This window comes from Sagittula sp. P11, assembly GCF_002814095.1.
Lineage (GTDB): Bacteria > Pseudomonadota > Alphaproteobacteria > Rhodobacterales > Rhodobacteraceae > Sagittula.
The window spans coordinates 93,766-110,561 of the sequence record NZ_CP021915.1; the positions used below are offsets into that span (position 1 = coordinate 93,766).

Here is a 16,796-nt window from a genome sequence, read left to right on the forward strand (position 1 = left end):
CTCCCCGTTTGATCAGCGGCCCGTCCATTCAGGTTTGCGCTTCTCAATAAAGGCATCAAAGCCTTCGCGCGCGTCTTCGGTCTGTGCTACTCGCGGTAACAGTGTTTCTGCAAACCGCATCTGCTGCGGATAGGTCATGTCCTCCATCGCGTGACAGGCGTATTTTCCCAGCCGGATCGCGCTCGGCGATTGCGCAGCAATCTGGGCAACCAGTTCTGCAACCTTGTCGTCCAACCCCGCGGCATCGGTCACATAGTTGACCAGATTGAACTGCAGGGCTTCCTCGGCCGTCAGAGGAACGCCGGTGATGAACATCTCCATCAGCCTCCGCCGGGGCAGCACGCGCATCATGGGTGGCACGATCGTCATGGGAAACAGACCTACCTTCACTTCCGGCGTTCCGATGCGGGCATGATCCACCATCACAGCCAGATCGCAGGCACAGATGATGCCCGCCCCCGCCCCCATCGCGATGCCATTGATGCGCGCGATCGTTGGCTTTCGGCACGCCTGTATCGTCTCGAACAACCTTCCGGCAAAATGATCCGGGTCCGCCGGATCCTGAACAAACGGGCCGCCATCCGCCCCCGCCTTGATGTCGCCCCCGGCACAGAAGGCGCGCTCGCCCTCGCCGGTCAGAACGATCACGCGACAATCGCTGTCCCTCTCGGCAGCACATACGGCGGCAATGATCCCGTCTGCGACCTCACGGTTGAGGGCATTTCGATTATCAGGACGTCGAATCGTGATACGCACTTCTTTGCCGAGCGCCTGCGATTGAACAACGCTCTCAGTCATTTCCGAAGCTCCCCCCTGTATTTAGGACACCGCGCTTTCTTACGTCAGGTCGTCAAAAGCTTGGCTTGATCTATTTTCTAACATGTGTTTGATTTTGGTCAACACGGCGGACGACATTTTTCGGGAGGATGATATGACGACTCAAAGTGAGGCTCTCGCGGCTGATCTGAAGGCCATCAGGGCAAACTATTCGTTGACCGATGAGCAGCGCCAGATTGTCGATCACGTGGATCGAGTATCGCGCGAGGTGCTGCATCCGCTACAGGCGCGCATGGACGAAGAGGAGTGGTGGCCCGACGATCTGTTCAAGCAGATGGGCGAACTGGGCCTTCTGGGCATCACCGCGCCCGAGGAGCTGGGTGGCTCCGGACAGAATGAATTTACCCAGGCGCTGGTCTCTGAGGTGATATCAAAATGGAACCCTGCCGTGGGACTGTCACATGGCGCACATGACAACCTGTGCCTGAACAACCTTCTACGCAACGGCTCGGAGGAGCAGGTCAAGAAATATGTGCCCGGCCTATGCTCGGGCGACTTGGTTGGTGCTCTGGGTTTGACAGAGCCGGGCGCGGGGTCAGATGCGCTTGGGTCCATGGCGACCACCGCGCGCCGCGACGGCGACGACTATATCATCAACGGCTCGAAGATCTACATCACCAACGGGCCGATTGCCGATGTGATCCTGCTTTATGCCAAGACCGACAAATCGAAGGGCGCCAAGGGCATTTCTGCTTTCATCATCGAGACGGACAATCCTGGTTTCAAGGTGGCGCAAAAGCTTGACAAGATGGGCTTCCGCGGCTCGCCAACCGGAGAACTGGTGTTTGAGGATTGCCGCGTACCCGCATCCGCCATGGTTGGACAGGAAAACACCGGCGTTTCGGTGGTAATGAGCGGACTGGATCTGGAACGCGCCATGGTCGCATCGGTCTGTGTCGGCATGGCCGAACGCGCGCTGGAACTGGGGCTGGAATACGCCAAGATTCGCGAACAGTTCGGCAAGCCAATTGCAAGTTTCCAGATGATGCAGTCGAAACTGGCCGAGATCTACACCGAGGTCGAAACGGCACGCGCCTTCGGGTATCGGGCGCTGGCCGCCTGTACGGGCCTGCCGAAAGGCGCCGGGGGCCGTGGCGAAATCCACAAGCTGACCGCGGCGGCCTGTCTTTACGCAGGCGAGGCATTCAACAAGGCGGTCACCGAAGCCTGCCATATACATGGTGGCTCCGGCTACATGCAGGACACCGAAATCAACCGGCTCTACCGCGCCAACAAGCTGTTGGAGATCGGCGCTGGAACAAGCGAAGTCCGCAAGATCATCATTGCCGAAGAACTTTTGCGCGCCTGAGGGAGACGAGACCATGAACAAGCAACTGCGCAACGATACCGCTCTGCCGAGCCATTTCATGACGGACGAACAGCAGGCGCTGGCCGATCAGGCTGGTAAGTTCTTCATGTCCGAGTTCCACCATCTGAACGCGGAAATGGACGACACCGACGATTTACCCCCTTCGGTTTTTCCAAAGCTGGGCGAAATGGGCTATCTGGGCCTGAACGTGCCGCCGGAATTCGGCGGCGCGGGGCTGGATTTCACCTCGGCCTGCATCATCACCGAAGAGCTGTCGCGCGCCTCCGCGGCCATCGGGCTGACCCATGTGGCCCATGACAACTTGTGCGTCAACAATATCTACCGCAACGCCAATGACGATCTGCGCCGCAAGTATCTGCCGGGGCTTTGCAATGGCACGCTGATCGGCGCCCTGGGTCTGACCGAACCCGGCGCGGGGTCTGATGCGCTTGGCTCGATGCGGACCACGGCCAAACAAGATGGTGACGACTACATCCTGAACGGCGCCAAGATCTACATCACCAATGGGCCGATTGCCGATCTGGTCCTTGTCTATGCGAAGACTTCGCCGGAAAAGGGCGCCAAGGGCATTTCCGCCTTTATCGTGGAAACCGACACGCCCGGTTTCAAGGTGGCACAGAAGCTCAACAAGATGGGATTCCGCGGCTCGCCGACGGGCGAACTGGTATTCGAAGATTGCCGTGTTCCGGCCAGAAACATGGTCGGCAAGCTGGATGGCGGGGTTGCCGTTACCATGTCCGGACTTGATCTGGAACGTGCCATCGTCTGTTTCAACGCCTTGGGCATTGCGCAGCGGGCGCTGGATATTTCCATCGATTATGCCAAGACACGCCAGCAATTCGGCAAACCGATCGCCAGTTTTCAGATGGTTCAGGCGATGCTGGCCGACATGTATACGCAGATCGAGGCCGCGCGCAGCCTGTCCTTGCGCACCGCAGCCATGTGTGAGGGCCTCGAAGAGGGCGAAGGCGGGCGCGGCGAAATCCACAAGCTTACCGCTGCGGCGATCTACAAGGCCGCTGAGGCGACATCCTTCGTGCTCGACAGGGCCGTCCAGATTCACGGCGGCTCGGGTTACATGCGTGATACAGAAGTGAACCGGCTGTACCGGACCGGTCGCGTACTTGAGGTCGGCGCAGGCACCCAAGAGGTTCGCAAACTCATCATCTCTGGCGAATTGCTGAAGAACTAGGGGCGGAACATGAGCGAAGCGAAATCAAGGCGTTACGCGTCGGATCTCATGGCGGGCCAGGTTGCCCTGGTTACGGGATCCGGATCTGGAATGGGCCGGGCGACGGCGATCGAAATGGCCGCTTGCGGGGCCAGGCTTGCGCTGTTCGCGCGCCGCGAAGAGCCGCTGGAAGAGACCGCCGAAATGATCCGGGCGGCGGGGGGCGAGGCCTTTGTCGTGCCCGGAGACACCCGCGACGAAGACAGTATCGAAACTGCGATGGGGCGGATCAAGGACCACTATGGGCAGTTGGATGTTTTGGTGAACAATGCCGGCGGTCAGTATATCGCGGCCGCCCGCGATATCACCAACAAGGGCTTTGAAGCTGTGATCCGCAACAACCTGATCGGGTCTTGGCAAATGACCCGCGCCGCTGCCGATCATTTCATGTACGAAAATGGTGGATCGGTTGTGTTTGTCACCGCCATCTCGGCGCGCACCGCGCTCACCGGCTTTACACACACCGTCGCGGCCCGCGCCGGTGTGACGGGCATGATGAAAACGCTGGCCGCCGAATGGGGCGAGTACGGCATCCGGCTGAACTGCGTTGCACCGGGCACGATCAAGACCGATGCGCTTGGCCGCTATCCCATTCCGCCGGAACAGTGGAAAAAGCTGAACCGTTCGGTCCTGAACCGGATGGGCGCGGCCGAGGACATCGCAGGCACGATCATATTCCTGGCTTCGAAACTTGGCGGTTTCATTACCGGCGAGGACATCTATGTAGACGGCGGTGAGACCCTGCACATGGGTCATGACGCGCGGGACATGATCAACCCCGCGATGTTCGAGAAACGCGAACGGGGAGATGGCAAGAATGAGTAAACACCCAGTCCTTCTGGAGATTTCCGACAGGATCGCCACGGTAACGCTGAACGACCCCGAGCGTCGCAATCCGGTTACCGGGAACGACATGATCGCTGCCCTTCTGGAGACCTTCGCCAAGGTGCAGGCCGATCCGCAGGTCAGCGTGATGATTCTGACCGGGGCCGACCCGGCCTTTTGTGCCGGCGGGGACATCAAGGAGATGAACGATCCCGACAGTGTGTTCCGCAAGGAGCCGCTGGCGGCGGCGCAGAGCTATGTTGATGGGGTGCAGCGGCTGCCGCTTGCGCTCTACAACATGGATATTCCGACCATCGCCGCAGTCAACGGCCCGGCGGTGGGCGCGGGGTGCGACCTGACCATGATGTGCGACATGCGCATCGCTTCGGAAAAAGCAAGGTTCGGCGAGGTGTTTCTGAATCTCGGAATCATTCCGGGCGATGCGGGCAGCTGGTTCCTGTTGCGTCGTCTGGGCCACCAGAAGGCCGCCGATCTGACCTTCTCAGGGCGCATGGTCGAGGCCAAGGAAGCGCTGGAGCTTGGTATGGTGCTTGAACTTGTGCCTCATGAAAAATTGATGGAACGGGCCCGCGAACGGGCCGCTGTCATCGCCGCGAAACCACCGCGCGCGGTGCGGGTCGCCAAGCGTCTGATGCGCAATGCCGAACGGATGGACCTGCCGGATTTCCTGAATTCCGCGGCGGCCTATCAGGCGCTCATGCATCAGACCGAAGACCACCACGAGGCGGTTGCTGCGTTCGTCGAAAAACGAAAACCCAATTTCACGGGGCGTTAAAGGAAAGATCGCATGTCAGACATCACCCAAAAGAAGATGGAGCAAATCGCGCAGATGTGGAATGCGCGCGGCAAGGGTCTGATAACGCATATGGCGCTTGAGATCGAAGAGGTCTCGACCGAAGGTGTTCGGGTTCGGATGCCGTTCAATCCGGACTTTTGCGTCGATGCGGAACAATCACTGCTCCACGGTGGTATCCTGACGGCACTTCTGGACAGTGTCTTTGGACTGGCGAACTTTGTTGCCATCGAAGGCGTCAGTACCATGGCCACTCTTGACCTCAGAGTTGATTACCTGCGCCCGGCCCGTTCGCGCGCGGATGTCATCGTTCAAGCGCATTGTTTTCGCAAGACCCGTCACATCGCCTTCAATTCCGGCAGCGTCTGGTTCGCGGGCCATGAGGATGCTGAAATAGCCAGGGGAACCGCCTCGTTTGCATTGACGCGCGGCGAAACCAGCCTGTTTGACGCAATGACAAAAGGAAAAACCTCGTGATGGACGTGCAAACTGTCAATGCCAATGTATCCCGGGTGCCGTTCTTCCGATTTCTCAACTTTGAGGTCAGAAGTCTAGACAGTCTCCATGCTGAGGCGGAAATGACCTTTGATGACCGCCATATCGGTAACCCGATCATGGAGTACTACCATGGCGGCATAATCGCGAGTTTTATGGAGGCCACTGCCGCCATCGCGGTACAGCCCGATTTCGCCGACGTTCCGGCCAAGCCGATCAACCTGACCGTCGATTACCTCAGACCCGGTGTGAAGGGACCGCTTTTTGCCCGCGCTAACGTCACGCGCAAAGGCAAGCGGATGGCAAGCGTCAGCGTGCTCAGCTGGCAGACGGATCGGGAAAAGGCGGTTGCCGAAGGGCTGTATCACTTCCTTCTGGTCTGACCGGGGCAACCGCTTTCAGGGCTACCTTGTCCTGTGGACGGGGCCGCTTCCCGGTTACAAATGCCTTCCAGTAACAGATTGATGAGCATGCTGGAGAATTCAGGCAGTGATAGATATCCTTCCACTCCTGCCTTGTTCGGGTCGAACCATTCCACCGTCCAGTTTAAGGCACCCAACATCACCTGGCGCAAGGGGACGATCTTGATATCCGACCGTATGGCACCGTCGTCCTGAGCTTCACGGAGTATCCAATCCCAGAGTTTTCCATACTCATGGCGAATACCCCTGTGCCTCTCCCTGAAATGATTGGGGAGCATTCCATAACTTCGGATGTTCGCCGAGGTAAATTCGCTTGCCTTGAAGAGGAAATCCAGGTGCGTCCAGATTGCGGTCGCTATCCTGGCGTGATGATCGTAGGGGGCATCGAATTGCCGAACGGCGGCTTCGACACCTGATAGCAGGTCCTTTAGTCCGGCGTTCAGCACTTCGTCAACGATCGCGTCCTTGGAATTGAAGTGGTAATAGACGCTGCCCGCTTTCAAGCCAGCATTGTCCGCGACCTTTCTCAGAGTCGTCGCCTTGTAGCCATTGTCCCTCAGAACGCGCGCTGCGGCCGTTAGTATTTCTGCACGGGTCTTAGCCGCCTTGCTGCCAGGGTCCGGAGTTTTGACGGGAGTGGCGGGACACAGCTTCAAGCCTTCTGTATCAGCACTGTCATGCAAACACATTCCGTCAAGTATCAGCTTACTCATTCGTTCCGCGAGGATGCGCACCGGATACTTGTCGACATCGTACCATTCCACGGTCCAGTTCATGGCACTCAGGATGAACTGGCGGATCACAGCAGTGGATATGTCACTTCGAAGGTGGCCGGCGCGTTTGGCGTCATTCAGGAATTTGCCCCAGGCACCTGCATATGATGCACGCAATTCGCGATGCGGGGCGCGTGTTTCGTCCGACAACATCGGATAGTTCCGAATATTAGCTGACGTAAAGTCACTGTCGGTCAACAGATAGGTAAGGTGTGTTTCAATCAGGGTTCCGAAAGTCTTGCGAAAATCCTCCGAACTTGTCGGTGCCGGCCGAACGATTTCACTGACCGTCTGATATAGTTGACGGACGCCAATTTCGAGAACTTCGCTCAGAATTTGGTCCTTGGATTGAAAATGGTAATAAATGCTGCCGGCCTCAATGCGGGCTTCCTGCGCGATGTCGCGCATCGTCGTTGCATGATAACCTTGATACCGAAAAAGTCGCGCGGCCGCAGCGAGTATGGCTTCGCGGGTCCTCTCCGACTTGCTTAGATCGTCATACACTATCTTGGTATCTTCACTCTGTCGTGCCATCCATTGTCGATACTTGTTGGCCCTGTGGCTGTCCATTGCAATAAATCTAACAGACGTTAGAATACATCCGAGAGAGTGTCGAATCAACTCTTTTCAAGGTGCATCGGAAGAGGAGGACCTCCACATGCGAGGATTGAGTGGAAAACGGGTCGTCGTGACCGGCGGTGGGAGCGGCATCGGCCGAGCGGTTTGCGAACGGTTCGGCGCAGAGGGCGCCGAAGTTGCCGTTTTCGATCTGAACAAGGATGGGGCGGATGAAACTGTCCGACTGATCATCGACGCGGGTGGAAAGGCCCAGGCCTTCAAAGCGGACATCACCGATCGTTCTCAGGTCGACATGGCAGTGGCCGCGTTCGAGGCCGGAGGCCCGATTGACGTGCTGGTGAACAACGCCGGCTGGGACGTGATCAAACCGTTCCTCGATACCGATGCCGATCTTTGGAAAAAGGTCATCGACATCAATCTTTATGGCCCGCTCAACATGCATCACGCGGTGCTTCCGGGCATGGTCAAGAACGGCAGCGGCCGCGTGGTCAATATCGCGTCCGACGCCGGACGCGTCGGATCATCCGGCGAGGCTGTGTATTCGGCCTGCAAAGGTGGCATCATCTCGTTTACCAAGACCGTGGCGCGCGAACTTGCACGCAATGGCATTCAATTGAACGCGGTCGCCCCCGGACCGACCGACACGCCTCTGTTCGCGCAGGTTGCCGAAGGCGAGGCCGGTCAAAAGATCGCTGAGGGTCTCAAGCGGGCGATTCCGATGAAGCGCCTGGCGCAGCCGTCAGATTACCCGGGCATCATCTGTTTTCTGTCGTCCGACGACGCGGGATTCATCACCGGTCAGGTGATTTCGGTTTCGGGCGGCTTGTCCATGCACGGTTGAAACGCTGACAGCTGCGACGGAGACAAGGCGCTGCTGCCAAACCGTGCCAAGAGTTACTCCTCGACTGGCCGCGCCTTATGTGCGGCCCCTTTTTATTGTAGAAAGGTTGCGAATGTTTCAGCCAAGCTCTGAAATCCAGCGAACAAGCACGCTGACCGCTTTTCTGAATGACTGTGAGATTGACAGCTACGAGGAGCTCGTCGGCCTATCGAACGAAGAGCCCGAATGGTTCTGGGGCCGGATCATCGACCATGCCGGCATGCGGTTCGCGCAGCCTTACACCCGGTTGCGAGATATCTCCACAGGGCCCGAATCGATCAGATGGGCCGTGGGAGGCACGTTGAATCTGACAGAAACCTGTCTTGACGCCCGAATTGCCGATGGCCTGGGCGACAAGACCGCAATCGACTGGGTCGGTGAAGACGGAAGCCGCCGTCGCTGGACCTACTTCGACCTTGCCGCCGAAGCCTCCCGCGTCGCCTCGGCCCTTGCCGCGCGCGGTGTAATGCCGGGTCAGGCGGTGGGCATTTATATGCCGATGATCCCCGAAATCGAGGCCGCGCTTCTGGGTATCGCGCGGCTGGGCGCGGTTGCGGTACCGCTGTTCTCCGGCTTTGCGCCCCATGCCATCGTATCGCGCCTGAGCGATGCGGATGCCGTAGCGGTGTTGACAGCGGATGCCACACCCCGACGAGGCAAGCCGGTCTGGATGGAGGCGACCCTTGCCCAGGCTTTGACCGACGTACCATCGGTTCATACCGTTATCAGCCTGCGACGGTTCGGCGGTGCAGTGGCCGATCCGGTCCGCGATCTGGACTGGAGCGAAACCATAGGCCGCGCCAGTCCGGAGTTTGCCGCCGTTCCGGTCAAGGCCGAAGACACCTTTCTGATCGCCTATACTTCGGGCACCACCGGGCGGCCCAAGGGCGTCGTGCATACCCATTTGGGCGTGCAGGCGAAGGCCACGGCCGATATCCTGCTTTGTCTCGACATGAAACGGGACGACCGGCACCTCTGGATGACCGACATGGGGTGGGTCATGGGACCGCTCACCCTATTGTCGGTGCTCTTGGCCGGTTCGACTCTGGTACTGGCCGAGGGCGCACCATCAATGTCCGGCGATCCCTTCAGGCTGCTGCGTCTTGCGTCCGAAATGGAGGTCACACATCTCGGCGTGGCCCCGACTCTGATACGGCAGTTCATGACGCAGGATACGGAAACTTTGTCGGGCTACGACCTGTCGCCCCTGCGGATTGTCGCCTCGACCGGTGAACCTTGGACCGACGACGCCTGGCTCTGGCAGCTCGATCATATCTGCCGCCGCCGCGCCGTGCCGCTGAACATCTCGGGCGGGACCGAGCTTTTTGGCGCGATCCTGACCTCGACCGTGCTACACGAGATCAAGCCCGGCGGATTTTCGGCCCAGGCACTTGGCGTCGGCGCCAAGGTGCTGCGGGAAAACGGCAGTGAAGCCGCGCCGGGCGAGGTGGGGGAACTGGTGGTGACTCAACCGCCTTTGGGTTTGACCCCGGCCATCCGGGGCGACCGCGAGCGCTACCTTGAAACCTATTGGTCCACCTTCCCGGGCATGTGGCGACACGGAGATTGGGTGCGCTGCGATCCGGACGGGACATGGTATATCCTGGGCCGGTCCGACGACACGCTGAACATCGCCGGCAAACGCATCGGCCCGCCCGAGATTGAGGCGGCCCTGACCGAAACCGGAGAGGTGGTGGACGCCGCTGCCATTGCTGCACCCGACGATATCAAAGGCGTGGCCGTCGTCTGCGTCTGTGTGGCAGCCCAGGGCGTCACGCCTGACGCAGAGCTTGTGGAGCGGCTCAAGGATCGGGTCGGAGAGATCGTCTCGAAACCCTTCCGCCCGCGCGAGATCCACTTTGTCGAGGCCCTGCCCAAGACCCGCAGCATGAAAACCATGCGCCGGATCGTGCGCGCGGCCTTCCTGGGCGAAGATCCGGGCGATCTGTCGTCGATCAGCAACCCGGAAACCATTCAACCCATCGCAGACCTGCAAAAGGAAAAGCCATGATCACTGTTTTCGGAGCCACGGGCACCACCGGCGCCCCTCTTGTCGATACGCTTATGGCAAAAGGCGCGACCGTGCGTGCTGTCACCAGCGACCCTTCCAGGCTCGATGCGCTAAAAGCCAAAGGATGCGAGGCGGTCGTTGCGAATTTCACGGACCCTGCCGCGCTGGCGCGGGCCTGTGACGGGGCAGAAAAGATATACCTGGTCACGCCTGCCCATCTGGACATGCGTCAGTGGAAGGCGAATGTGATCGCGGCGGCCAAGACCGCGGGGGTGCGCCATGTTGTCGTGGCCACCGGGCTTGGCGCCTCGCCCAAGGCGGGGCTGACATTTGGGAAATGGCATTCCGAAACCCAGGAACTGCTGAAGCAAAGCGGCCTTGACTGGACCTTCGTCCAGCCGACCTATTTCATGCAGAACCTGCTCTGGCAGGCCGGCAATATTGCAAAAGATGGGGTCTATTACGACGATCTGGGCGGCCCTGTGGCCTGGGTCGACGCCCGCGACATCGCGGATGTCGCCGCCGAGGCGCTGACCGCTCCGGGGTACGAAGGCAAGGCTCTTGGTCTGACCGGGCCCGAAGCTCTTACCGGAGAAGATATCGCCGCCCTCCTGTCCAGGGTGACCGGGCGCACTGTCACCTGCGCACCCCTGTCGGCCGAAAATGCCAAGGCGGGCATGGTGGCTGGCGGAATGCAGGACGAGGTCGCCAGAGCCATGGTCGAATTGGCTTCCATCGCGCCCAAGGGCTACCTTGCCGGCATCGAGACCACGGTCAGCGATGTGATGGGACGCCCGGCGCGCCGATTTGCCGATTTCGTCGCCGAGAACCGGGATGCTTTCGTCAAGTAACCTGATGGCGCCGCCGCTTTATCTCGAACTGGCGCCGACTGAGGAAGCGGCCAAACAGATCGACCATTTGTTCGTGTTCCGCGATACCGGTGTGCTGAGCGGTGGTGGACGCGGGCGGTTCGCAACCGACCTCTTTACCCTTTCGGTAACGCGCGACGACAGCGGCGGCGGGCGCGTATCGCTGGCAGAACCGCGCCCCTATTTTTCGCCCCGCCCAAGGCCATTCCAGGGTGTCGTGGCCGGGCTGCGACTGTCGTCACGACCGCAGCGATTTCCCGACTCCACAGGGCTGGACATGCTGGCCTCAGAACTGGCCCGGATTCAGACCGGGGACGATGACCTGCCTGCGCTCATCGCGGTGCTTGACGGCCTTGCGAGAGACCTGCGCTTTGCCGCACCAACCGGAGCTTACAGCGACCGGACCAAACGTCGAAAGGTGCGGGCGGAAACCGGCGTGTCGCGGCGGCGGCTTGCGACCTTGCGACGCTTTCGCCGGGCTCTCGGGCAGCTTGCGTCAAAGACCCTGCCGCTGAGCGATCTGGCGCTGGACGCCGGATATTACGATCAATCTCACTTGTCCGCCGCTTGCCGGATCTTCGCCGGCAAACCGCCCGGCGCGTTGCGCGCTCTGTCTATTCCGCGTCGTTTTGACCTTTTGCTACAAGATACGCGCCTCAAAGACCGCCTAAGATTGGTCATTGACGAATGAAATCGAAGAGGAAGACCCGCCATGACACAATTCAAACCGAAAAACCCCGACTATGACGCACGCGTGCGCAACAGTTTCGATCGCCAGAAGGCAATGAACACGTTGGGGATCAGCATTGCCGAGTTGTTACCCGGCCGCATCGTTCTGGAAATGGCACATCAGGTTGCACTGACCCAGCAGCATGGGTTTTTGCATGCCGGAATCGTGTCGACAGCGCTGGACAGCGCCTGCGGATACGCGGCCTTTTCGCTGATGCCAGCGGACGCGGCAGTGTTGACGGCCGAATTCAAGATCAACCTACTCAACCCGGCGGACGGCGCACGGTTTCGCTTCGTCGCTGACGTGGTGAAACCAGGCAGGACGCTGACCATATGCGAGGCGCGTGCCTATGCCGTGAAGGGCCAGGATGAAAAGCTCGTCGCAACGATGACCGGAACGCTCATGGCGCTGATCGGGCGGGCGGGGGTCGCGGACTGAGCGCAACCCGGCCGCAGCACATCCGATCCGGGCGGCCGGGCCGATTATTCAGACAGCTGGATCAGCTGTTCCAGCGGCTCGCGACCTCGGCCAACCGTTTCCCGTAGGCTCGCGCGGTATCCAGATCGCCGCCAGCAGGTTCAGACCTGCCAAGCGGTAATGTTAGCCTTTAGCAGTGCGGTCGCCGATTGTCCGTCGTCAGGGTTTTTCGGAGAGCTGAGACTGTATCGTAACGGAGGATCTGGTTCGGTTTCTGTTCAAGTTTATGCTGCAGCGGCCTGATGCTGCAACCGTAATTGGAACGGATGGACGCCCACGGTGCCGATGGGCTGCCGTCACGCCGGAGTTTCCAGTCAGGGCTGAGCTGGCGCACCATTCTGGCCAAGCGCGAGAATTTTCGTGCTGCCTTCGCCGGGTTCGACTTTCGGGAGTTGCGAACTTTGACGACAACGACATTGAGCGCCTACTTGCCGATGAAGGAATTGTTCGCTATCGAGGCAAGATCGAAGCCGTGATCAACAACGCTCGCCGTACTTTCGAGGTCGTCCAAGAGGAAGGCTCCTTCGCTGCATTCATCTGGCTATATGAACCTGCCAAGGACGACGCACTGCCACAAATGCGGTCCAAATCACCAGCGTCCGAGACCCTGTCCAAAGATCTACGAAAGCTTGGCTTCAAATTCGTGGGACCGACCACCGTATATGCATTCATGCAGGCCATGGGATTTATCAACGATCACGCAGAAGTCTGTTGGATGCGAAAGGACGTCGGAACAGCCCGAAACACCCTTCGCACACCGACATAGGCAACTGTCGGCCAATTAACGTGAAAAAAATCAGGGCCACTTAGCGTGGAAAGTCACAGACAGGTTTCGCGTCAGTCGACCGAGACTTCAGAGCCTTGAGAGTAGCGTGGCCAATTGAGCGGCGTCTTTGGGTTTCAGCTTTGCGCCGATCCTTTCCGACAGAACCCGTTCATAGATCGGCCACATCGCCCTCCTGACAGATTTACCCTTTTCAGAGATAGAAATGTTTTGACCTCGCCCATCTTCCGAGCAGTTCCGTCGGTCCACCAGCCCTGCTTTCACCATGCGGTCCAGCAACCGCGATGTACCGTATTGGGGTAACAAAATCCGGTCTTTGAGTTCGAATGGACGGAGTCCGTCCGGGCCTGCCTTCTCGAGTTCGAGAAGCGCGTCATACCATGCAAGTGGCGGGTATCCTGCCGATTTCAGAGACGATTCGACAGCCTCAAGCAAAACGCGGCTTTTAGTCATGAGGGCTGTCCAGGCGGCCTCAGTAGCATGGTCAATCTCGTTCATATCCAGCACATATCATATACATGTAAGTGCATCAACCTTGACGTCGCATGTGACGCGCTATATATAGATGCAAATGCATCGACATATGGGATCATATCATGTCACAATCGCACCTCACAGAATTTGGGATATTCCTGCTCCGTATAGCACTCGGTATCATGTTCCTGGCGCACAGCCTGTTTCTCAAGCTCTTCATTTTCACACTTCCCGGAACGGCGCAGTTCTTCGTTTCGATCGGGCTGCCCGGCTGGTTTGCCTATATGATCTTTGCAGTCGAGGCGATTGCCGGTGCCCTTTTGGTCCTCGGCGTACAGGCTCGGTGGGTCGCGTCGGCGACCGTGCCCATCTTGGCCGGAGCAACCTGGGCTCACTCAGGAAACGGCTGGATGTTCGGATACGAGAACGGCGGGTGGGAATACCCGGCCTATCTGACGCTGCTTGCCGTCGTGCAAGGACTTCTGGGCGACGGCCGTTTCGCCCTCAGCCCCTCCTTCGCGCCCGGCAACGTGCAGATGGAGGGAGAGACAACATGAGCCTCCACCTCATTAGCCATGCGCTCTGCCCATATGTGCAGCGCGCAGCGATCTCGCTCACTGAGAAAGGTGTCACGTTCGAGAGAACTCACATCGATCTTTCGAACAAGCCCGACTGGTTTCTTGCCATATCTCCGCTGGGCAAGACGCCTGTCCTGGTTGTGAACGGGACGCCGATTTTCGAATCTGCGGTTATCCTCGAATATCTTGAGGATACACAACCCCACGCACTTCATCCGCACGACGCTCTCGATCGCGCCCGCCACCGTGCCTGGATTGAATTTGGATCTGCTGTCTTGAACGACATTGCGGGGTTCTACTCGGCGCCGAACGATAAAGCGTTGGAAGCAAAAGTCGCGGCGCTCCGCGCAAAATTCCTTCGGCTGGACGCGGAGCTTGGGGAGGGACCATGGTTCGACGGCCACCAGTTCAGCCTCGTCGATGTCGTATTCGGCCCGGTCTTCCGCTATTTCGACGTTTTTGACGCCATCGGAGAGTTTGGCGTCTTCACAGGGCTTGCCCGTGTAAGGGCCTGGCGATATGAACTGGAGCGTCGGGTTTCTGTGAAGAGTGCCGTCAGTGAAGACTACCCGACTCTTCTGCGTGACTTCATCAGACGGCGCAATTCTTACCTGTCCCAGATCATGCAGACAGGAGGGCCGAAGAAGACTGTTACACAGGTGCAATCGGCTGATCGCCGATCACTTGATATCGTTCTGTCGGGCCGCAGTGCAGAACCGGACGTTTGAGTTCGCTTGGTGAATACCCGCTCTGTCCCGCACATCGGATAGTCGCCGACTTTCCCTTGAAGGCCCGCAGCAGCCCCAACCGGCACTTGCCGGCATTCCATGCCCGTCCGTGCGAAGCGCCGGGTGACCTGCTGCCCCCACAGCGCAACCGGGAACAAACCACCGATCGCGCTGATGAATGGCTCAGGGATCGAAGAATCCGCCTGAGCTCAAACCCCCGGGAAAACTCCAGCCGTGTGGTCCGACAGAGGGCAGCACGTCAATCGCGGGTCAATCTATCCCGGTTGGTGGACCACTTTCAGGGGGCTACTCCAAAGGGCGGGGATGAGAAGCTCGTCGCAACGATGACAGGAACGCTTATTTCGCTAGTGGGGCGAACGGGCGTGGCGGGGTGACGATCGGGTCGGAGCAATAATTAATCTGCGAGCCGCGCTTCTAGGACATGCCGCTGGACCTTTCCGCTGGTCGATCTGGGAAAATCCTCGAACGCGATGAAGCGAATTTCGCGCGGCCGTTTGTAGCCTGCGAGGTTGTCGCGGCACAAATTCATCAGCGCTTCGGCATCCGGCCCGTCCTTGCCGCGGGCGACAAAGGCCACCGGACTTTCGCCCCATTTCACGTCAAATGCCCGTACGACTGCGGCATCGACCACCCCGGGATGAGATAGAAGAACACGCTCGATCTCCGCAGGATAGACGTTCTCGCCGCCGGTCTTGATCAAGTATTTGGCCCGGTCCACAAAGTCGATGGTTCCGTCCGCATTGCGCCGGAACAAGTCGCCCATGTGGAAAAAGCCGTTGCGAAAGTCATGGGCATTGGCGTCGTCCGCGTTCCAGTACCCTGAAAACAATGTCGGACCCCGCACAGCCATTTCGCCTGGCGTTCCATCCGTCACTTCTTGGTCGTCGGGATCGACGAGCCGAACCTCGCAAAGTGCGCTGATGCGCTTGGAAAGGCGGTCCGGAGTCACACCTGGCGCAATTAGATCGGCGGACCCCGGCGGCAGGCCGGTTTCGGTTGCGCCGAAGGAATTCAGATAGGGCGTGTGGAGAAGGGCTGTCAGTTCCGCGATCTGATGCGGCGGCACCAGATCGGCCATGGCGCCGCAAACTTTGATACCCTTCAGCGGCAAAGGGTTGGCGCGTCGTTCTGCGATAAAGGCGTCCAGCGCACCGGGCATCATCACGAACCAGCCGATCCGGTGGCGCGACAGAGCCTCGTTGATGACCGCAGGCTGCAAACCGTCAACCATCACCACGGTTCCGCCCCGCAGGACCGTCGCCAACCCATGATCGGTGGACGCCATGTGGAACATTGGCGCCCAGGCGATAAACCCGTCGCCGGGGTCCAGCGCCAGCTGCGCCGCAAAAGCCATGGATCTGGCGATATGCGCGCGGTGGCTGATGAGCGCGCCCTTGGGCAGGCCCGTGGTCCCTGAGGTATAAAGGATCGTCAGACCAGCCTCTGGATCGTCGACCATGGTTCCGATGCGCGGGTCCGGTCCGGCCGCGGCAATGGCCGTTTCCAAATCCGGCCCGATAATCAGACAGGGCGTTGCCGCGACGGCCCGGTAAGCTTCTGAAAGGTCCGGTTCGACGACCGCGAGAACCGGCGCGACCAGATCTATGCAGTGCCGCAGTTCATCGGAAGCAAGCCGCCAGTTCAGACAGGCGACGATCGCGCCGATTCCCGCTGCGGCGAGTTCGACCTCCAGGTATTCAGAGCGGTTGTGCGACAGGATCGCAATCCTGTCGCCCGGCGCAACGCCCCTGGCCAGAAACACGGCAGCCAGACGATCGACCCGCTCCAGCAGCTCGGCATAGGTCAATTTCCTGCTGCCGTCCTCGATGGCCAGGGCGCGGGCGCAGTCTTGCGCGCGGGTTCGAAAGATCGAATACAGATCAGCGCGCCCCGCGCGGATGACGTCGGTCAGCATGGTTTACCCCTTGCCCGGCCTTC

18 protein-coding genes are annotated in these 16,796 nt (G+C 59.4%); 14 read left to right on the plus strand and 4 right to left on the minus strand.

Features of this window, described 5'->3' with window-relative positions:
• Positions 1-12: 12 nt before the first annotated feature.
• Complete coding sequence (locus CDO87_RS24115; RefSeq protein WP_100931404.1) at positions 13-798, minus strand: enoyl-CoA hydratase-related protein; 786 nt, start codon at positions 796-798, stop codon at positions 13-15.
• Between the two features lie 133 nt (positions 799-931).
• On the opposite strand from CDO87_RS24115, the gene CDO87_RS24120 reads away from it, so the two are divergent.
• Genes CDO87_RS24120 through CDO87_RS24145 form a run of 6 tightly spaced genes read left to right on the plus strand, consistent with a single transcriptional unit; the run spans position 932 to position 5,915 of the window.
• On the plus strand, positions 932-2,146 hold the full coding sequence (locus CDO87_RS24120) for an acyl-CoA dehydrogenase family protein (protein WP_088652188.1): 1,215 nt from the start codon (positions 932-934) through the stop codon (positions 2,144-2,146).
• A gap of 13 nt (positions 2,147-2,159) precedes the next feature.
• Complete coding sequence (locus tag CDO87_RS24125; RefSeq protein WP_088652147.1) at positions 2,160-3,359, plus strand: acyl-CoA dehydrogenase family protein; 1,200 nt, start codon at positions 2,160-2,162, stop codon at positions 3,357-3,359.
• 9 nt (positions 3,360-3,368) lie between these two features.
• Positions 3,369-4,223, plus strand: a complete 855-nt coding sequence (locus CDO87_RS24130; RefSeq protein ID WP_088652148.1) for an SDR family NAD(P)-dependent oxidoreductase — start codon at positions 3,369-3,371, stop codon at positions 4,221-4,223.
• The gene (locus tag CDO87_RS24135; RefSeq protein WP_088652149.1) at positions 4,216-5,019 is read left to right on the plus strand and encodes an enoyl-CoA hydratase-related protein; all 804 of its coding nucleotides are present in this window, start codon (positions 4,216-4,218) and stop codon (positions 5,017-5,019) included. The genes CDO87_RS24130 and CDO87_RS24135 overlap by 8 nt, the downstream gene beginning before the upstream one ends.
• Before the next feature lie 12 nt (positions 5,020-5,031).
• Complete coding sequence (locus CDO87_RS24140) at positions 5,032-5,514, plus strand: PaaI family thioesterase (protein ID WP_027264417.1); 483 nt, start codon at positions 5,032-5,034, stop codon at positions 5,512-5,514.
• A complete protein-coding gene (locus CDO87_RS24145) occupies positions 5,514-5,915 on the plus strand; it encodes a PaaI family thioesterase (protein ID WP_028093915.1) in 402 nt (133 codons plus the stop codon). The genes CDO87_RS24140 and CDO87_RS24145 overlap by 1 nt, the downstream gene beginning before the upstream one ends.
• On the opposite strand, the gene CDO87_RS24150 is transcribed toward CDO87_RS24145, so the two are convergent.
• Entirely contained in the window at positions 5,897-7,231 is a 1,335-nt protein-coding gene (locus tag CDO87_RS24150; RefSeq protein ID WP_254698508.1) for a TetR/AcrR family transcriptional regulator, read from the minus strand. The genes CDO87_RS24145 and CDO87_RS24150 overlap by 19 nt on opposite strands.
• 154 nt (positions 7,232-7,385) lie before the next feature.
• Here CDO87_RS24150 and CDO87_RS24155 point away from each other — a divergent pair, with 154 nt between their 5' ends.
• From CDO87_RS24155 to CDO87_RS24180, 6 genes are all read left to right on the plus strand, one after another.
• A complete protein-coding gene (locus CDO87_RS24155; protein WP_088652151.1) occupies positions 7,386-8,147 on the plus strand; it encodes a glucose 1-dehydrogenase in 762 nt (253 codons plus the stop codon).
• Positions 8,148-8,259: 112 nt separating this feature from the next.
• Entirely contained in the window at positions 8,260-10,197 is a 1,938-nt protein-coding gene (locus CDO87_RS24160) for an AMP-binding protein (protein ID WP_100931406.1), read from the plus strand.
• On the plus strand, positions 10,194-11,048 hold the full coding sequence (locus CDO87_RS24165) for an SDR family oxidoreductase (RefSeq protein WP_088652153.1): 855 nt from the start codon (positions 10,194-10,196) through the stop codon (positions 11,046-11,048). Before CDO87_RS24160 ends, CDO87_RS24165 begins: the two co-directional genes overlap by 4 nt.
• A 4-nt stretch (positions 11,049-11,052) precedes the next feature.
• Positions 11,053-11,757 (plus strand): AraC family transcriptional regulator, encoded by a 705-nt coding sequence (locus CDO87_RS24170; protein WP_254698509.1) that lies wholly within the window; start codon positions 11,053-11,055, stop codon positions 11,755-11,757.
• Positions 11,758-11,778: 21 nt separating this feature from the next.
• Positions 11,779-12,234 (plus strand): PaaI family thioesterase, encoded by a 456-nt coding sequence (locus CDO87_RS24175; RefSeq protein WP_088652155.1) that lies wholly within the window; start codon positions 11,779-11,781, stop codon positions 12,232-12,234.
• 364 nt (positions 12,235-12,598) lie between these two features.
• Positions 12,599-13,039, plus strand: coding sequence for a DNA-3-methyladenine glycosylase I (locus CDO87_RS24180; protein WP_368045175.1), 441 nt, complete (start codon positions 12,599-12,601; stop codon positions 13,037-13,039).
• An 87-nt stretch (positions 13,040-13,126) separates the two neighbouring features.
• Here the strand turns inward: CDO87_RS24180 and CDO87_RS24185 are convergent, their stop codons facing one another.
• Complete coding sequence (locus tag CDO87_RS24185; RefSeq protein ID WP_084658444.1) at positions 13,127-13,555, minus strand: MarR family winged helix-turn-helix transcriptional regulator; 429 nt, start codon at positions 13,553-13,555, stop codon at positions 13,127-13,129.
• A gap of 98 nt (positions 13,556-13,653) precedes the next feature.
• On the opposite strand from CDO87_RS24185, the gene CDO87_RS24190 reads away from it, so the two are divergent.
• Complete coding sequence (locus CDO87_RS24190) at positions 13,654-14,088, plus strand: DoxX family protein (protein ID WP_040608736.1); 435 nt, start codon at positions 13,654-13,656, stop codon at positions 14,086-14,088.
• A complete protein-coding gene (locus CDO87_RS24195; RefSeq protein WP_088652156.1) occupies positions 14,085-14,837 on the plus strand; it encodes a glutathione S-transferase family protein in 753 nt (250 codons plus the stop codon). Before CDO87_RS24190 ends, CDO87_RS24195 begins: the two co-directional genes overlap by 4 nt.
• 415 nt (positions 14,838-15,252) lie before the next feature.
• On the opposite strand, the gene CDO87_RS24205 is transcribed toward CDO87_RS24195, so the two are convergent.
• Complete coding sequence (locus CDO87_RS24205; RefSeq protein ID WP_088652157.1) at positions 15,253-16,773, minus strand: class I adenylate-forming enzyme family protein; 1,521 nt, start codon at positions 16,771-16,773, stop codon at positions 15,253-15,255.
• Positions 16,774-16,796 lie beyond the last annotated feature (23 nt).